Source organism: Nocardioides hungaricus, assembly GCF_054782915.1.
This window is the reverse complement of the sequence record NZ_BAAGRO010000020.1, coordinates 97178-113547: the sequence shown is the minus strand read 5'-3', so window position 1 is coordinate 113547 and position 16370 is coordinate 97178. Positions and strand designations below refer to the sequence as shown.

Sequence of the window (16370 nt, the reverse complement as noted above, 5' to 3'; positions counted from 1 at the left end):
CAGGGCTACCCGACGATAGGTCGGGTGCTCATCGAGGTTTGTCACCCGATGGAAGCAAATCAGGGGGCCGTCAACGGGCCGGGTCCCATGCGCTGTCGGCGCTCGAGCCGAGTCGCAGCGCGCACCCGCCATCGGTCAGGCTTTGTCCTCTGAACTCCCGTGGCCGATGCGGCGTTCGGTCGGATGACCCGGGTCGGTGCCGACCATCCATGCCGCCAGCTGTACGCGGCTGGTGAATCCGAGCTTGGTCAAGGCATGGTCGACGTGGCTCTCGACGGTCCGAGTCGAGATAGTCAGGGTCTCGGCAATCTGGCGATTGCTCTGCCCACTCGCCACGAGGCGCGCCACCTCGACCTCCCGCGGCGTCAAGACGCTCAGCTCGCGACGGCCGGTCGCGTGCGGCCCCTCCGGCCACGATCCTCCGGCCACGACCTCGTCGAGGGTGAGCCCTCCCCCGGCCTGATAGGCAGCTTTGTAGTCCGCACGCGGAAGGTGGCCTCGCGTCGCGGACAGACAGCGACCACGGAACTCGGTGAGCGGTGTGAAGCTCACGAACCGGTCCGCGATATAGAGCCACCGTCGATCCGCGGCACCGAAGAGGGTGGCGGCATCGGGGTAGCGGCGTTCGTCGGCCGCACACCAGGCCAGGAGCTCGATGCCGTGCGCGATGACGACGGCGTCCGGTGAGGTGGTGAGGGCGGCGACGGCGCGGGCACGGGCCTCGGCATGTTCTCCTCGGAGCCAGGCGTCGATGCCCGAGGTGAGTTCGAAGTAGGCGGTCCAGATCGCCTCGCCGCATTCTCGTGCCCGCAACAGGCCGACGCGGCCCAGGTCGGCCGCCCGGTCCACCTCACCACCGAGGACGGCGATCAGCGTCGCGACGCCGAGCGCGTCCAACAACAGCGCGTACTGACGACGATCCTCGCAACTCTCGAAGGCCGCGATCGCGTTCGTCGACTCCGAGCCGGCGCGGATGAGGTCTCCTCTCCCCAGGTCGAGCATGGCTCGCACGTGCCAGTACATGCCGACGTTGATCGGATCCCTGCCGACGGCGGTGAGGTCGAGGTCATCCTCGGCCGCGCGGAACGCTCCCTGGAGAACGCACAAGTAGGCATGGACGAGCCGTGCCCGTCCCAGGGCGACCTCGTCGATCCCCATCTCACCTTCGGCGATCGCCATCACACGACGCAACAGGCTTCTACCCTCGGTGATCCGACCGGTTGCGAACCAGAGGAGCCAGAGGTCGCCCGCGGTCTGCAGAGCAGCCTCGACCGTCGAGGGATCGCCCAGTCCTCGATCGATGGCCGCCACGACGTTGGCGTACTCGTCTGACAACTGTCGTAGTTGGCGAAGCTGATGCGGGGCCGTCCAACTGCCGACGCTCTCCTCCACCATGTCGCAGAAGTACGTACGGTGCGCGGCACGCAGAGCAGCGGGATCGCGCAGCTTGCGGGCAGCGAAGTCTCGTGTCAGATGGAGTAGCCGGTACCGCGCCGGCCCCGCCCGGGTCTCGTCGAGGACGACGACGGACTGGTCGAGCAAGGAGGCGAGTGTGTCGAGCAGGCTGGTGGTGGGCTCCGCGCAGATCGCTTCCGCGGCCGCCAGGTCGAAGCTGTCTGGAAACACGCTCAGACGGGACCAGAGCCGCTGCTCGTCAGGACCGCACAGCTCCCAGGTGCTGGCCACGAGCGAGCGCAGCGTGCGGTGCCGCGGAGAGGCCGGAGGATTGCGGGTCTGGGGTGCTTCCAGCAGTTCGGTCATGCGCTCGAGGATCTGTTGCAGCGAGAGGACCCGGACCCACGGCGCAACCAGCTCCAACGCGAGAGGCAGCCCGTCCAGCCGGCGACAGATCTCGGCCACCAACTCGCCCTCGACGCCGCCGACGTCCAGGTCCGGTCGCACGAGCCGAGCCCTCGCGACGAACAGCCTGGCTGCGGGATAGCGGATCACGTCCTCAGCGCGATGCCTCGTCGACTCCACCCCTGATGTCGCCGGGGGCACGGCGAGCGGTCCGAGAGGCAGCACGACTCCGCCCTCCACGTCGAGGACCCGACGGGAGGTCGCCACGAACCGCACGTCGGGTACACCGGTCAGCACGTCGTGGACGAGCTCCGCACACGCCGGCATGAGCAGATCGCATCCATCCAGCACCACCACCGTCGGCTGATCGGCGAGGGCACGCTCGACCTCGGCGAGCGAGGTCGAGCCGCCGTCGCGCATGCCGAGCGAGGTGGCCATCGCCGCGAGGAGTTGGTCGCGAGTGCCGACCTTGCTCACATCGACGATGAGCGACCGCTGCGCGAGATCGTCCGCGAGGTCGGCGACGACCGTCACCGCCAATCTGGTCTTGCCGACCCCCCCAGGGCCCAAGACCACCACGAACCGGTTCGTCGACAGCAAGGACTCCAGCGCGTCGCGCTCGCGTTCCCGGCCGACGAAGGACGTCAGATACCGGGGCATCCGTCCATGGGCTTCCTCGCTCACGATCAGAGTTGGTCAGGGCCCGCATTCTTCCCGGGCCAGCGGACATCGACGCTCTGATCCTGCGGGCAGGAGCCTCCACGTGCCGCAGCGGGCGCACCCCTCATCCGATCGTCTCCGGCAACCTCACGCCAACGACATGTCGGCCAAGACAGCGCGCAGGGCGTCGACACAGCGGACGATCTGCTCCTCGGTGATGACCAGCGGCGGGGAGAGGATGAGGTTCGAGCCGATGCCGGGGCGGGCGATCACACCGAAGTCGCGCCGCAGCCGTGCCGCAGCGTCCTCGACGCCGGGGTGCGGAGCACGACTGGTGCGGTCGGAGACGACCTCGACCGCGGCCATCAGGCCGACGCCGCGAACGTCGCCGACGACCGGGAGGTCGGACAGCGCCGCCAGCTCCCCCTGCAGGAACTCCCCCACCGACTTCGCGCGCTGCGGCAACTGCTCGCGCTCGAGGATGTCCAGGTTGGCCAGCCCGACGGCGGTGCCGGTGGGGTGGCCGTTGTAGGTGTACCCCAGGGGGTAACCGTGATCCCCCGTGCTCACTGCCGATCCGACCTCGTCGGTCATCAGGATCGCCCCGAGCGGGAAGTATCCGCTGCTCATGCCCTTGGCCGTGACGATGATGTCCGGGTCGAGCCCGAAGTGATGTGCCCCGAACCAGGACCCGAGCCGACCGAATCCGGTGACAACCTCATCGAGTATGAGCAGGATCCCGTGCTGCTTGAGTAGCGCCTGTACCTGCGGCCAGTAGTCCGGGGGAGGGACCAGGACGCCCGCCACCCCCATCACCGGCTCGCCGATGAACGCGGCGATCTGCTCGCCCCCGATCCTGTCGATCGTGGCCGCGAGCTCGGAGACCAGGTAGTCGGTCGGGTCTGACCCGTGGTACAGCTCCTCGTGGTAGGGCCAGGGAGTCGTCAGATGATGGAACTTGGCCAGCTGGGGCCCCACCCCGCCCAGCCAGTCCCATGACGTGGCACTGCTCCCACCGAATCCGACGCCGTGGTAGCCGAGCTTGCGCGAGAGCACCCAGGCGCGGTCGTCCTGCCCCTGATTGCTGAAGGCGAGCCGCGCGGTCTTGAGGGCGATCTCGATGCCCTCGGATCCACCGCTGGTGTAGACCACCTTGCCGAGGCGTCCGCCGGCCAGCCGCAGGAGCTTCTCCGCGAGCGCGACGGACGTCTCGTTGCCGAACTCGAAGAAGCTGCAGAAGAACCCCAGCCGCTCCATCGCCTCGGCGGCGGCCCGTGAGAGCTCGGCGCGTCCGTGCCCGATGAGGTTCGCCCACAGCCCTCCGCCGGTGCAGTCCAGATAGTCGCGACCGTCGGCGTCGGTCACGATGCATCCCCGCCCACGTTGTAGGAACACGCTCTCGGAGCCGGGGCCGCGGTGGGGGTGGATCAGTGCTGTCCGATCACGCTCGGCGAGCGATACTGCCGACTTGGTCGTAGTCATGGGAACTCCGTTGGCTTGCGCGTTGGACGGAAGGAAGTGATCGGCAACGTTAGGGACCACGCATGCCCGCCCACCAGCCCTCGTCCGAGGGATATCGGGCTGATCGCCCGGATCGGCAGCCGATCGAGATCAGCCCTGGATACACGTACTGAGTACGTGTACTGAGCTCGGGTACCGAGGTGTGGGAACCGGTCAGCAGGGGCGGCCCCCACGCCGGGCCAGGCCGAGCCGCGTGACCGCCTCTCGACGGGTACCTCAATACGTACTGAGACTGAGCACCGAGCCAAGCGCCCCGTTCTGGGCGACGCCGTTCTCCAGCGCGAGGTACTTGCCCGTGCAGCGGAGGGCCCTGAGGTCCATGACGAAGACGGAGGCGCAGTGGATGACGCGCTCGCGGAAGCCGATCAGGTACTGGTCGTCGCCGATCGCCCAGAAGGTCGCGGGGTCGGCGTCCCGGCTCCCCGGCGCCTCGCCTCGTACGCAGTGCCACCTGCACAGCCCGTCGAGATACTCGTGCTCGAAGACGAACTCGTCGTTGTAGGAGGTCGTCAAGCTCATGCCTTCGAGAGCGTCTGTCTCTTCGGGGACCTCGTGCTCCTCCACCGACGAGTGCCCCTCGAGGCGGCCCGCGAAGAACTCCTGGTCGACGACCACGGGCGTCGACTCCGGTCGGCAGATCGAGTCGACCCGCAGGTAGGTGCCCCGGTCGAGGTCGAGCAGGAGCGTCAGCGCCAGGAGGTCGCTGCTGCTGCGCAGCCACACGTCGACCAGGTACTTCTCGGGTGCGACTCGCACGGCGTCGTACCGATCGGCTCCCTCTCCGATGGCGAGGGCCCACGTCGCGACCCCGGAGTCGAAGGACACCGACCACGGGTCGTCCTGGTCCAGGGCTCGGCAGGCTCGTCCGTCGAGGTCTGCGGTCGACGGCAGGCGATTCTCGGTCAGTCCGCCGGCGTGCGGACCGGGGAGGAGGGCACTCGCGGCTCTTGCCGTCGGCGCATCGTTCTCGGGAGGCGGGTTCGACATGTCGGCTGGCATTCGTTCACACTCCCGCCACGAGAGCGGGACGCCTCGCGTGCACATGTACCTCCTGGACGACCACGAAGGTCTGCTGACGACGACCGCGCCGGCCGGCGCGAGGAGCAACGTAGTGAGACCGCGCGACCAATGTCAAGTAGCCTGCGATTCAGATGGCGTGCCACCTCGCGGTCACGCAGGTAGGTTTCCGCCCATGACGACCCCCGCCGACGCGAGCGAGAGGACACCCCGGGCCGGCTACGTGGTCGGACGGCTCGACCACGTCCTGCGTCGCGAGCTCCGCAGGCTCTTGGCGCAGTTCGATCTGAGCCTCCCGGCGTACACGACGCTGTCGGTGCTGCGGGAGCGACCGGGCCTGTCCAGCGCGCAACTCGCGAGGCGGGCGTTGGTGACGCCACAGGCGATGAACGAGATCGTCGCCGTCCTCCTCGAGCAGGAGCTGATCACGCGTCGCACCGACCCCCACCACCAGCGGATCCTCCAGGCGCGCCTCACCGGCAAGGGACGCCGGCTCCTCTCGCGGTGCGACCGTGCGGTCGAGGATCTCGAGGCCCGGATGCTCGAGGGCATCACCGACGCCGACCGGGACAGGTTGCTCGGGCTCCTGCGCACCTGCGTCCGCAACCTCGGCGCCGGGCTCTGACGCGACAGGTCCGACGGCGACCGGGCGCACGCCCGCCCGGTCGGCTCGCTGCTACCGGTCGACCCGCCGGGCGAGCGCCCTGAGGAACTCGATCGTCTCGCCCTCGCGGTTGTCGGCCTCCTCGGCCGAGGTCCCATAGGCACGGTTGGCGCTGAGCTTCACGACCACGACCTCGCGCGAAGGGTCGACGTACACGAACTGGTTGTACACGCCGACGGCGGTGAACTCCCCGTCCGGCCCCCGCGGGATCCACCACTGATAGCCGTAGCCGAGTGGCGGGGATCCGTCTGCTCCGGGCTCGTCCTCCTGGGGCGGCGCCGAGTCGGCGATCGAGTCGACGACCCACTGCTCGGGAACGACCTGCAGCTCGCCGACTCGGCCGCCGTTGCGATACAGCTCGCCGAGCCGCGCGTAGTCCCGTGCGGTCAGGGTCAGGAACGCGAACGCCCCCGCCTCCCCGGAGCGGTCGGTGATCCATGCGCCCGGCGACGTGAAGCCCAACGGCTCGCACAGCCGCTCCTGCATGTAGTCCGCCAGGGACCGTCCGGTCGCCCGGACGAGCATCAGGCCGAGCGCCTGGGTGTCGCCGGAGTTGTATCTGCACACCGTGCCGGGCGCCAGGTCCGGGCTCATCGACGACACGAACTCCTCGAGCGTGCCCTGCCCCGCCATGACGGCGGCGAGGCCGAAGGCGTCGGAGGAGCGGTCGCTGTAGTCCTCGTTCCATCGTGCACCTGACGACATCTGCAGGACGTCGCGGATCCGCACACCGTCGTACGCCGAACCGGGCTGGACCACGATGTAGTCGCTGATCGGGTCCTCGACGCCTCCGATGTGCCCCTCGGCGATGGCGATGCCCACGAGCGCTGAGACGAAGCTCTTGGCCACCGACATCGAGATCCACTGCACCCCGGGCCCGCCCGTCAGCGCGTACCGCTCGTGGCGGACCTCGCCGCGGTGCAGCAACAGCAGGGCCGCGGTCTCGGTGCTCGTGAACGTCTCCTCGAAGGACCGATCACGACCCTGGAAGGCGAACGCGGCCGGCGCTTCGATCGGCGAGCCGCTCCGCCACGGCCGGGGACGGGTCGAGGGGGCCATCGCCACCGAAGGCAGCAACTCGGCCATCCGGCAGAAGTTGTCCACCTGGGAGGCTCCCCTGAACAGGCTCAGGCTGGCGAATCCGGTCATCGTCCTCTTCCGTCCCGATCGGGTTGCGTGGGAGTAGCAGGTAACCTGATACTACGGTAGAGATGGCGCCCGGCCGAGCACCGCCCCGCACATCTCGATCACCCGCCCGACCTGATCGAGCCCGACCGGAGCACGCCGTGGACTTCGTACTCGCCAACGCCAGGGTGTACACCTCGAACGCCCGGCAACCCTGGGCCGACACGGTCGCCGTCCGCGACGGACGCTTCGCCTTCGTCGGTCGCCGGGCGGACCTGCCCGACGACCACGCCCGTCTCGTCCACGACCTGCAGGGCGGCATGGTCCTGCCGGGCCTCGTCGACTCGCACACCCATCCGGCCGCCGTCGCCAAGAGCCGCTGGCACGTCCGGCTGCCGTGGACCGACGACGTCGAGGAGATCCTCGACTTCATCGGCTCGTACGGCGAGGCGCATCCCGCGACGGAGGTGCCGTTCCTCTACTTCGAGTACTACCCGAGCACCCTCCTCGGCGACGTCGGCCCGGCCAAGGAGCTGCTCGACCGTGCCATCGCCGACCGGCCCGTCCTGTGTCAGGACTTCAGCGAGCACGCCCACTGGGTCAACTCCAGGATGCTCGAGCTGATGGGCGTCGACAGGGACACACCCGACCCCGTGCCCGGCCTGGAGATGTTCGGCCGCGACGACCGCGGAGAGCCGACGGGCCTGCTCTACGAGGGTGTCCACACCCACTTCATCGACAAGTTGTACGACGAGCTCGGGTGGCGTCCCGACGAGTCCGTGACCGCCGAGAGCATCAAGCCGTTCTTCGACTTCATGACCGAGCACGGAGTCACGGCCCTCTTCGATGCCCTCATCCCCGACGAGGAGGCGATCCGCGCCGTCGCTCGACTCGACGCCGACGGCGACCTCCACCTGTCCTACGAGGGCGCCTGCCGCTTCCGGACTCGCCACGACCTCCCCGAGGCGATCGCGACCGTGCGCCGCTATCAGTCGCGCTACGGCAGCGACCAGGTCCGCGTCAGGACCGTCAAGCTGTTCCTCGACGGGACGAACGAGAGCGGCAACAGCGCCGTGCTCGCCCCGCTCGCCGACGACCGCGACGACGAGAGCCTCGGAGCGATCCAGATGGACGTCGAGGAGCTGACCGACTGCCTGTTGCTGTGCAACGACTCGGATGTCGACGTCCACATCCACATGGTCGGCGACCGGGCCTTCCGGGTCGGATGCGACGCGGTGCAGTCGGCCCGGTCGAGGGCTGCCGCCGGTGGTGGGCCGTGGCGGATCCAGGTGACGTTCGCCCACTGCGAGCTCGTCGACCCGGCCGACATGTCACGACCAGCCGAGCTCGGCGTGATCGTCAACTGGACGACCCACTGGTCGGGCGGATACTTCGGCGAGGAGTCGCGGGCACACCTGGGCGACCAGCGTTGGCGCCGCATGTACGCGTTCAACGAGATCGCCGACAGCGGAGCCGTCGTGACGTTCTCCAGCGACGTCGTGACCACCTACGAACTCGAGCGCGCCGACCCCTTCCTGGGCATGCAGGTGGCGCACACGCGCGTCGATCCCCAGTACCCCCTGGACCCGGGGCGCCACCCCGGAAGCGTGCGCCCGAGCCCGTCCTCGGCGCTCCCGCTCGAGCTGCTCGTGCGGGGCTACACGATCGACGGTGCTCGCCAACTCCGCCTCGAGGATCGGGCGGGCTCGATCGAGGAGGGGAAGGCCGCGAACCTCGTCGTCCTCACCGAGGACCTCTTCGCGGCGGACCGGGACGCGGTGAGTCGGATCAGGCCCGCAACGGTCGTCTTCGAGGGTCGGGTCGTCGCCGGGTCCTGGCCCGTCCATGGCGGGGCACCGCGCGCCTGAGCGCCTCCGACGCGTGTCGCCACCACCGCTGTCGACCTGGCCTGCCGGACGGGATCCGCCGCGACGGCGTACCGACGGGTCAGTCGAACCGGCAGCTGTACTCGAGGGTGAAGAACCTCAGATGGACCGTCCCGTCGTCGTCGTGACCACGCCCCACGAAGTGGGACGTCGTCAACCACTTGTACTCGGGGGACGCGGTGTCGAAGACCGGGAACGCCTCACCCCAGTGGTCCGCGGGGTCGGCCGGCGCGTCCGCCGAGCCGTCCGCCGAGCCGTCCGCCGCGAAGCCCTCCGGAGGGGTGAATCGACCCGGATTCCGAATGTCGATGATCGCGGCGTCGTCGGTCCGCAGGAAGTAGCGGGCGTCGAGGACGAGGTCGCCCGCCGAGCCGACCGACCACCAGTCGCCTCCGTAGGGGAGCACCTCGCCGCTGAGCCGTGGACCGGAGACCGTGCCGCCGGTGATCGGCGTGAACCAGTGCTCGTAGCGCGGGTCCCTGCCGATCTGGAAGGGCTCGCCGACGAGGACTCGGACCTCGAAGGCGAAGGTGAGGCGAGGATCGGTGAGGCGGATCGACATGGGCGTTCCTCCTGATGTGGGCGCGGCGGGTGGGCTATCCCTCGGCAAGCGGGCTCGGGGAGCCGCCCTCGCTCGAGCTCACCGACGAGTGCACGGGCCTCCAACCCGGGCGCGGGACGCTGTCGCGCAGCAGCTGTGTGTACTCGTGCCGAGGGTTCTGCAGGACGTCGGCCGTGCGGCCCCGCTCGACGACGCGACCCTGCCTCATCACCACGACGTCCTCGGTGAGATAGCGGACCACCGCGAGGTCGTGACTGATCAGCACGAAGGAGGTCCCGAGCTCGGCCCTGATGTCGTTGAGCAGGTTGAGCACCTGCGCCTGGATCGACACGTCGAGCGCTGCGACGGCCTCGTCGAGGATCACCACCTCCGGCGCTGCCGCCAACGCCCGTGCGATGGCGATGCGCTGCCGCTGCCCGCCCGACAGGGCGGCCGGGACGGTGCTGCGCTGGCGGGTGTCCAGTCCCACCAGGTCGCACAGCTCTCCGGTCCGCCGAGCGCGGTCCGCCTTGGAGACCTCCGATCGGTGCAGGCGAAGGACCTCGACGATGGCCTCCTCGGCGGTGTACCTGGGATCGAGCGAGGCGTACGGATCCTGGAACACCAACTGGACCTCGCGGGCGCGCCGCCGCCGTTCCGAGGCCGACCTGGCCCGGGCGGTCCGGTCTCGCCCGCATGCCCTGATCGACCCGGCCGTCGGCTCGAGGCGTCCGATGATCATGTTCGCCAGCGTCGTCTTGCCGGAGCCCGACTCGCCGACGATCCCCAGCGAACCGTGCCGCGACAGCTCGAGGTCGACACCCTCCACCGCGACGACCTGGCCGAACCGCTTGCTGACGCCGACGACCTCCAGGACAGGCCCATCGGCCAGGTCATCGGCCAGGTCATCGGCCACGGGGAGCCTCCAGGTCTTGCAGCTGATCGCGGATCTCGTGCGCACGGACGCACCGCACCATGGCGCCGGCGATCGTCTCCGGCGGGATCGGGTCGTGCCGACAGGCATCGGTGGCGAAGGGGCAGCGCGGGGCGAAGGCACAGCCCGCCGGCGCCTCGTACGCGCTGAGTGGGCGCCCGGGCACCGCCGGGAGCCGGTCGACGGTCTTCTCCAACGGCGGGCGCGCGGCCGCCAGCGCCGCGGTGTAGGGGTGCCTCGGGTCCGTGTGCAGGTGCGAGCTGTCCTGCAGCTCGCGAATCTGGCCGGCGTACATGACGGCCGTGCGGTCGCAGATGGCGGCGGCCAGGTCCAGGTCGTGGGTGATGAACAGCATCGACATCCCGCGCTGACGTCTCAGGGTGTCCAAGATGGCGACCAGGTCGGCTTGCGTCGTCACGTCGAGGGCGGTGCTGGGCTCGTCCGCGAGCAGCACCTTGGGCTCGGTCAGCAGCATCGCGGCGATCAGCACCCGCTGCAGCAGGCCGCCCGAGAGTTCATGTGGATACTGGCGCAACCGGCGCTCGGGGTCGCTCACCGCCAACTCGGCCAGCGCCTCGATCGCCTGGCGCCGGGCCGACCGGCGGTCCGCGCCCCGCAGCGTGCGAAGTGCCTCGGTCATGAAGTCGCCGACCGTGCGCACCGGATTGATGTGCGCCCTCGGATCCTGGAACACCGTTGCCACGTCGAGTCGGTGTTGGCGCAGTGCCGAGCCGTGCAGCTCCCACACCTCGCGGCCGAGCACCCGGACCGATCCCGTCACCCGGGCCGCGGGAGGCAGGAGGCGTCCGACGGCCCGTGCCGTCATCGACTTGCCCGAGCCCGACTCGCCGACGAGCCCGAGGGACTCCCCCGCACCGATGGTGAACTCGACGTCGCGCAGTACGTCGAGGTGCTCGCCCCCGATGGGGAGGGACACGGTCAGGTCGTCGACCTCGACGACGGGCGCGGTCATCGTCCCGGCTCCTTCGCGTCGACCATCCACTCCCCCAGGATGTTCACGGCGAGGACGACGATGACGATGAGCGTGCCGGCGGCCAGGGACTCCATCGGGTAGCCCTGCAGCAGTCCGACCTGCCCGTCCGCGACCATCGCGCCCCAGTCCGGTGCGGGGGGTTGCACCCCGAGTCCGAGGTAGGACACCGCCGCGAAGTCGGCGATGGCGTAGCCGAACACCAGCGTCCCCTGGGCGACGACGACCGGGGCGATGTTGGGTACCAGATGCCGTAGGCAGATCGTGACCGCCGACAGTCCCTGGAGCTCGCACGCGACCACGTAGTCGCGTGCGCGCTCCCGCATGGCCGCGGACCGCACGACCCGGGCGACGTACGGCGAGTAGGCGAGCGCGAGGGCGATGACGGGGGCAGTCACCCCGGAGCCGAAGATCGCCGCCGCGAGGATCGCCAGCAGCATCCCGGGGAACGACAAGGCCAGGTCGAGAGCGGAGGAGATGATCGCATCGAACCATCCGCCCGCCCACGCCGCGACCACGGCCAGGATCGAGCCCGCCGTGACCGCCGAGACGGCGATGACAGCGGGCGCCAGGACCGCCGTACGCGCACCGGCGAGGAGCCGGCTCACGAGGTCGCGCCCCTGACCGTCGAAGCCGAGCGGGTGACCGGGTATCGAGCCCACGTAGGCGAAGCTCTGGTCGGGCGCGGTCGGATCGTAGGGGGCGAGCAGCGGACCGAAGAGGGCGAGCAGCACCATGAGCACGACGATCAGCCCGCACACCACGGGCACCACTCGGCCCGTGTGCAGGCCGAGCCGCCGTACGACCGGTGCCGTCGTCAGCTCGAAGGACGCACTCATCGGGCACTCCCAACTCTTATCCGTGGATCGAGGAGGCCGTAGAAGACGTCGACGAGGGTGTTCGCGGTGACGAACGCGAGCACGTAGATGAGGCTGATCCCCTGGACGACCGGGAAGTCGTTGTACGACGCGGCCTGGACGAGTGCGGACCCCAGGCCGTTGAGGCTGAACGCCTGCTCGACGATGGCGGTGATCGCCAGCAGCGTCGGCACCGTGATGCCGACGACGGTGGTGACGGGGATCGTCGCGTTCCGGAACACGTGGCGTCGTACCACCGTCCGGTAGGGAATCCCACGGCTGACGGCGGTCTGGACGTGCTCGTGGTCCACCTCGGCCCGCACGGCCGCTCGGGTCACCCGACTGACCAGCGCCAGGCTCGCGAGCGCGAGGGCGACCGAGGGCAGGGTCAGGTGCCAGATCTGGTCGACGAATCCCTGCCCTGCTCCCAGCGTCGGGAACCACCCGAGCTGGATCGCGAACAGGTCGAGGAGGACGAGCGCGCTCACGTAGCCGGGGACGGCGACGAGGAACGAGGTCAGGGCGAGGATCGCGCCGTCCACGGCCCCTCGACGCAGGCCGGCGACGACGCCGGTCCCCACCCCGAAGAGAACGATCAGGAGACTGGAGTACGCGATCAGCGTGAACGTGACTCCCACGCGCTGGCCGATGATGGTGCCGACGCTGTCCTGGTACATGAGAGAGGTACCGAGGTTCCCGTGGAGGGCGTCGGTCAGCCAGCTCCAGTAGCGCTCGAGGAACGGATCGTCGAGGTGGTACTGCTGCTCGAGCTGGGCGATGAGCTCAGGTGAGAGCGTGCGCCCCTTCGACAGTGCCGAGATCGGGCCGCCGGGAGTGATGTAGAGGGCGGAGAACACCAGGAACGTCGAGACGAACAGCGTGAGGACGCTCAGGAGGAGCCGGCGCACGAGATAGACCACGATCGGACTGAGACGGCGCGACGCGCGGTCGGGCCTCCGGCGGCCGCCGGAGGCCACGACGACGGTCACCCCGGGCCTCCGTCTCCACGCGCCGAGAACGGCCTGCTCGGCACCGGCCGCAGCCGGTGCCGAGCTCGGCCGCGAGTCGCGCTCGCCGTCGGGCTGATCCGGACTGTCACGATCCAGCAGCTCCGAGGTACCGCGTCCAGGGTCCGTTCAGGTAGCCCACAGCCGAGGCGGGCGCTCCGGTGATCGACGTCGACATGAACACGGAGTTGTTCTGCTCGGCGAGGGTGATCCATGGGAGCTGCTCGGTGACGATCCGGTCCGCCTGCGCCTCGAGCTTGGCCCGCGCGCTGGCGTCTGCGGTGCCGCGCGCCTGCTCCAACAGCTGGGTCACCTTCGCGTTGCTCCAGTTCGAGAGGTTGTAGCTGCCACCTGGGACGGCGGCCGCGGCGAGGAACGGGCCGGGCTCGGCCACGCTCGACCCGCTGATCGTGTCGTAGAGATCGATCCCCTTCCGCGCGGCGGGGTCGTAGAACATGCCGACGTACTGCGAGATGGGGAGGTTCTTGAGCTCGACCTCGAGCCCGATCGCCTTGCCGGCCTGGATGACGGCGTTCGCCGCGGAGATCGTCGAGGGGAGACCGCTGCTGGCCGCCATCACGATCGTCTCCCCGCTCGCACCCGCCTCGGAGATCAGCTTCTTGGCCTCGGCGAGGTCCTGCGTCATCGGCCCGACGTCTCCGAGGACGCTCTCGAACGCGCCCGAGTCCATCCGCCACGTGGACGAGTTGGTCGAGGTGCGCGGGATGGATGCCTGGCCGCCCGGATAGGCGACACCCAGGTACGCCTGCCGGTCGATCGCCAGCGAGAGGGCTCGCCGCACCCTGACGTCGCCGAGCACACCGTCGAGGCCCAGGATGGGAAGGACGTCGAGGTTCGGGCTCCAGCCGGTCGTCACGGTGACGCTGTCGGTGCCCTTCAGCTGCTCGTAGGTCGACAGCACCGGGATGAAGGTCCCGTTGATGTCGCCGCTGGTCAGTCCGGCGGTCAGGTCGGAGTCCGAGGGAACAGCCGTGAACGTGATCTGCGAGACCTTGGCGCGGTTGGCCTCGTCCCAGTAGGAGTCGTTCCGCGCGATGGTGACGTCGCCGCCGGCCTTCCAGGAGGCCACCTGGTACGGCCCCGTGCACATGACGTTCTCGGCCTTCGTCCCGTAGGCCTTGCCGACGCGCTCGGCCAGCGCCTTCTGCACGACGATGCCGGGCATGTTGGCGAGGAGGCCCTCGATCCAGTAGTCGGGCTGGGACAGCCGGATGTCCACCTGGTTGTCGCCGGCGACCTCCACGCTGGAGATCGACGTCAGCCGGGCGGCGTAGTAGCTGCCGGTCTTGACATCGCGCGCCCGGTCGAGGCTGTAGGCCACGTCCTGTGCGGTCATCGGCGTCCCGTCCCAGAACGTCACGCCGTCGCGGAGCTTGACGGTGATCGTGGTCGGGGTCGTGTAGTCCACGGACTCGGCGAGCCACGGCGCGATCTTCCCGTCGGGCTCCTGCATCAGCAGGCCCTCGCAGAGCGCGTTGACGACGGCGTTCTCGGGCTGGTCCTCGGCCTGGAGTGGATCCAGGGTGGTGGGTGCCCGGTAGTTCGCCCAGGTGATCGACCCGTAGTCGGCGGTCGCCTTGGGCGTGGTGTCCTGCAGGTCGGCGTTGGCGTCGGGCAGGGAGCCGGGCTCCCTGCCCGACGAGCAGGCCGAGAGCGCCAGCGCCGCAGCCGCTGCGACTGCCACGCCCATCTTGATCTTGAGGACCGGACGGCTTCTCATGTCTCTACTCCTTGTTTCGTGGCCGCGCGGGTGCGCTGGACTCTTCGTCGGCCGAGCCCCGCCGGCCCCGATCGCACGGTTGAACGGCTTCAACGGGCCGGGGGACGTCGCTGGAGCGGGTGGTCAGTGGGGGGTGCTGCCGTCCCGGTCCGTACAGCGCCAGGCGTTGCTGGATGGCTGCACCGACCCGGAAGACGACCTGGTCGTCGTAGGTGGGTCCTACGATCTGGATCCCGGTGGGCACACCGTTGGCCGCGACGCCGGAGGGCACGGCCAGACATGGGGCCTGGCTCAAGACGTTCCACACGATCGTCATCAAGCCCAGGTCAGGGTCGGTGTAGCCGCGATCGTCGATCAGGTACTCGTCGTCGCCCAGGTAGTCGGAGTCGGCGTCGAACCCGGTGGTGGCGACCGTGGGGCAGATCAGGGCGTCGTAGCGCTCGAGCACCTCGGCCACGGGGCGGTACAGGTCGACCCGGAGCTGCTGCAGGTCGGCGACCGTGCCACCGGCCGCCTCGTCGACCTTCCGTGCCATCCCGACGGGGATGTAGGGAGAGAGGAGCTCCGCGTCCGGCGTGTCGGTGAGACCCTGACCGCTGGTCACCACCGCCAGCGCGAGCGCGCGGTTGACCTGGTCGCGGTCGATGTGGAGCTCGACGGAGTCCACCGCCGCGCCCGCGTCGCGCAGGAGGTCGGCCACCGCGCGGGTGTTCGCACGGATCTGCGAGTCCACGTCATAGCTGCCCAGGTCCTCGGACATCGCGATCCGCAGGCCGCGGACCGAGTCGGGGAGCTCGGGGATCACGTACCTCGGGCGGAGCGAGACGATGTCGGTCGGGCTGGGCCCGGCGATCACGTTCTGGAGCAGCCGGACGTCCTCCACCGTGCGGCCCATCGGCCCGTAGTGCATGAAGGTGTCCACGTTCCACGGCGGGTCGACCGGCACCCTGCCGTAGGGCGGCTTGAACCCGACGACCCCGCAGAACGACGCGGGAATCCGCACCGATCCCGCGATGTCGCTGCCCGTCGCCAGGGTCGTGACGCCGGACGCCAGGGCAGCACCGGCTCCGCCTGAGGAGCCACCGGCCGCGAACGCCGGACTCCACGGGTTGCGGGTCACCCCCCACAGGAGCGACCGGGTGAACGGCGCGGCGCCGAACTCCGCACTCGTGGACTGAGCGTGCACGATCCCTCCCGCATCCAGGATCCGCTGCACCATCACCGACGTGTGGCCCGCGACCTCGTCGCGCATCAACACCGACCCGTTCGTCCACGGCCAGCCCTCGATCGGCGTGTCCTCCTTGACCGCAACCGCGAGGCCCTCCAGGGGCCTGACCCGGCCGCCCTTGCCGGCGTACCTCCGCTCCGCGTCCCGGGCCGCATCCATCGCACGCTCGTAGTCGGTGTGGCACAACGCGTTGACCACCGGCTCGGTGGCCTCGGCCCGCTCGATCAGCGCCGTGAGCAGTTCGACCGGCGAGAGCTCCCGCGTCGAGAACAACGCGCGCGCCTGCGACGCGCTGAGGTAGCAGGTATCGTCCGTGCGCTCGCTCCCGCGCTTCGACGAACCGTCAGTCATCACCGCTCAGCCTCTCGTTCCGCACCCACCGCTCCGACCCTCCAGCT

Annotated in this window: 13 protein-coding genes and 1 pseudogene; 2 read left to right on the top strand and 12 right to left on the bottom strand. The window is 69.6% G+C overall.

Annotated features, from left to right (window positions below; all coding sequences use genetic code 11):
* Window positions 1-135: 135 nt before the first annotated feature.
* The 4 genes and pseudogenes from ACYVKX_RS09580 to ACYVKX_RS09565 all read right to left on the bottom strand — a co-directional run bounded on the left by ACYVKX_RS09580 (window position 136) and on the right by ACYVKX_RS09565 (window position 4968).
* Entirely contained in the window at window positions 136-1860 is a 1725-nt protein-coding gene (locus ACYVKX_RS09580) for an ATP-binding protein (RefSeq protein ID WP_460831641.1), read from the bottom strand.
* Between the two features lie 300 nt (window positions 1861-2160).
* Window positions 2161-2460 (bottom strand): annotated as a pseudogene (locus ACYVKX_RS09575) (AAA family ATPase); the annotation flags it as partial.
* Between the two features lie 147 nt (window positions 2461-2607).
* A complete protein-coding gene (locus tag ACYVKX_RS09570) occupies window positions 2608-3942 on the bottom strand; it encodes an aminotransferase family protein (protein ID WP_460831288.1) in 1335 nt (444 codons plus the stop codon).
* Between the two features lie 255 nt (window positions 3943-4197).
* Window positions 4198-4968 carry a MoaF C-terminal domain-containing protein gene (locus ACYVKX_RS09565; protein WP_460831286.1) on the bottom strand — a complete coding sequence of 257 codons (771 nt, stop codon included), beginning with the start codon at window positions 4966-4968 and terminating at the stop codon, window positions 4198-4200.
* Window positions 4969-5173: 205 nt separating this feature from the next.
* Here ACYVKX_RS09565 and ACYVKX_RS09560 point away from each other — a divergent pair, with 205 nt between their 5' ends.
* Complete coding sequence (locus ACYVKX_RS09560; RefSeq protein WP_460831284.1) at window positions 5174-5623, top strand: MarR family winged helix-turn-helix transcriptional regulator; 450 nt, start codon at window positions 5174-5176, stop codon at window positions 5621-5623.
* Window positions 5624-5674: 51 nt separating this feature from the next.
* On the opposite strand, the gene ACYVKX_RS09555 is transcribed toward ACYVKX_RS09560, so the two are convergent.
* Window positions 5675-6811, bottom strand: a complete 1137-nt coding sequence (locus ACYVKX_RS09555; RefSeq protein WP_460831282.1) for a serine hydrolase domain-containing protein — start codon at window positions 6809-6811, stop codon at window positions 5675-5677.
* Between the two features lie 137 nt (window positions 6812-6948).
* Here ACYVKX_RS09555 and ACYVKX_RS09550 point away from each other — a divergent pair, with 137 nt between their 5' ends.
* Window positions 6949-8655 carry an amidohydrolase gene (locus tag ACYVKX_RS09550; RefSeq protein WP_460831280.1) on the top strand — a complete coding sequence of 569 codons (1707 nt, stop codon included), beginning with the start codon at window positions 6949-6951 and terminating at the stop codon, window positions 8653-8655.
* Window positions 8656-8734: 79 nt separating this feature from the next.
* Here ACYVKX_RS09550 and ACYVKX_RS09545 read toward each other — a convergent pair whose 3' ends face one another.
* The 7 genes from ACYVKX_RS09545 to ACYVKX_RS09515 form a co-directional block, all read right to left on the bottom strand.
* Window positions 8735-9235 carry a DUF3237 domain-containing protein gene (locus ACYVKX_RS09545; protein ID WP_460831278.1) on the bottom strand — a complete coding sequence of 167 codons (501 nt, stop codon included), beginning with the start codon at window positions 9233-9235 and terminating at the stop codon, window positions 8735-8737.
* A 34-nt stretch (window positions 9236-9269) separates the two neighbouring features.
* The gene (locus tag ACYVKX_RS09540; RefSeq protein ID WP_460831275.1) at window positions 9270-10130 is read right to left on the bottom strand and encodes an ABC transporter ATP-binding protein; all 861 of its coding nucleotides are present in this window, start codon (window positions 10128-10130) and stop codon (window positions 9270-9272) included.
* Window positions 10120-11121, bottom strand: coding sequence for an ABC transporter ATP-binding protein (locus tag ACYVKX_RS09535; protein WP_460831273.1), 1002 nt, complete (start codon window positions 11119-11121; stop codon window positions 10120-10122). The genes ACYVKX_RS09540 and ACYVKX_RS09535 overlap by 11 nt, the downstream gene beginning before the upstream one ends.
* A complete protein-coding gene (locus ACYVKX_RS09530) occupies window positions 11118-11978 on the bottom strand; it encodes an ABC transporter permease (RefSeq protein ID WP_460831270.1) in 861 nt (286 codons plus the stop codon). Before ACYVKX_RS09530 ends, ACYVKX_RS09535 begins: the two co-directional genes overlap by 4 nt.
* Entirely contained in the window at window positions 11975-12985 is a 1011-nt protein-coding gene (locus ACYVKX_RS09525; RefSeq protein ID WP_460831266.1) for an ABC transporter permease, read from the bottom strand. The genes ACYVKX_RS09530 and ACYVKX_RS09525 overlap by 4 nt, the downstream gene beginning before the upstream one ends.
* Before the next feature lie 106 nt (window positions 12986-13091).
* Entirely contained in the window at window positions 13092-14744 is a 1653-nt protein-coding gene (locus ACYVKX_RS09520) for an ABC transporter substrate-binding protein (protein WP_460831263.1), read from the bottom strand.
* 4 nt (window positions 14745-14748) lie between these two features.
* Window positions 14749-16323, bottom strand: a complete 1575-nt coding sequence (locus ACYVKX_RS09515) for an amidase (RefSeq protein ID WP_460831261.1) — start codon at window positions 16321-16323, stop codon at window positions 14749-14751.
* Between the last annotated feature and the right edge of the window lie 47 nt (window positions 16324-16370).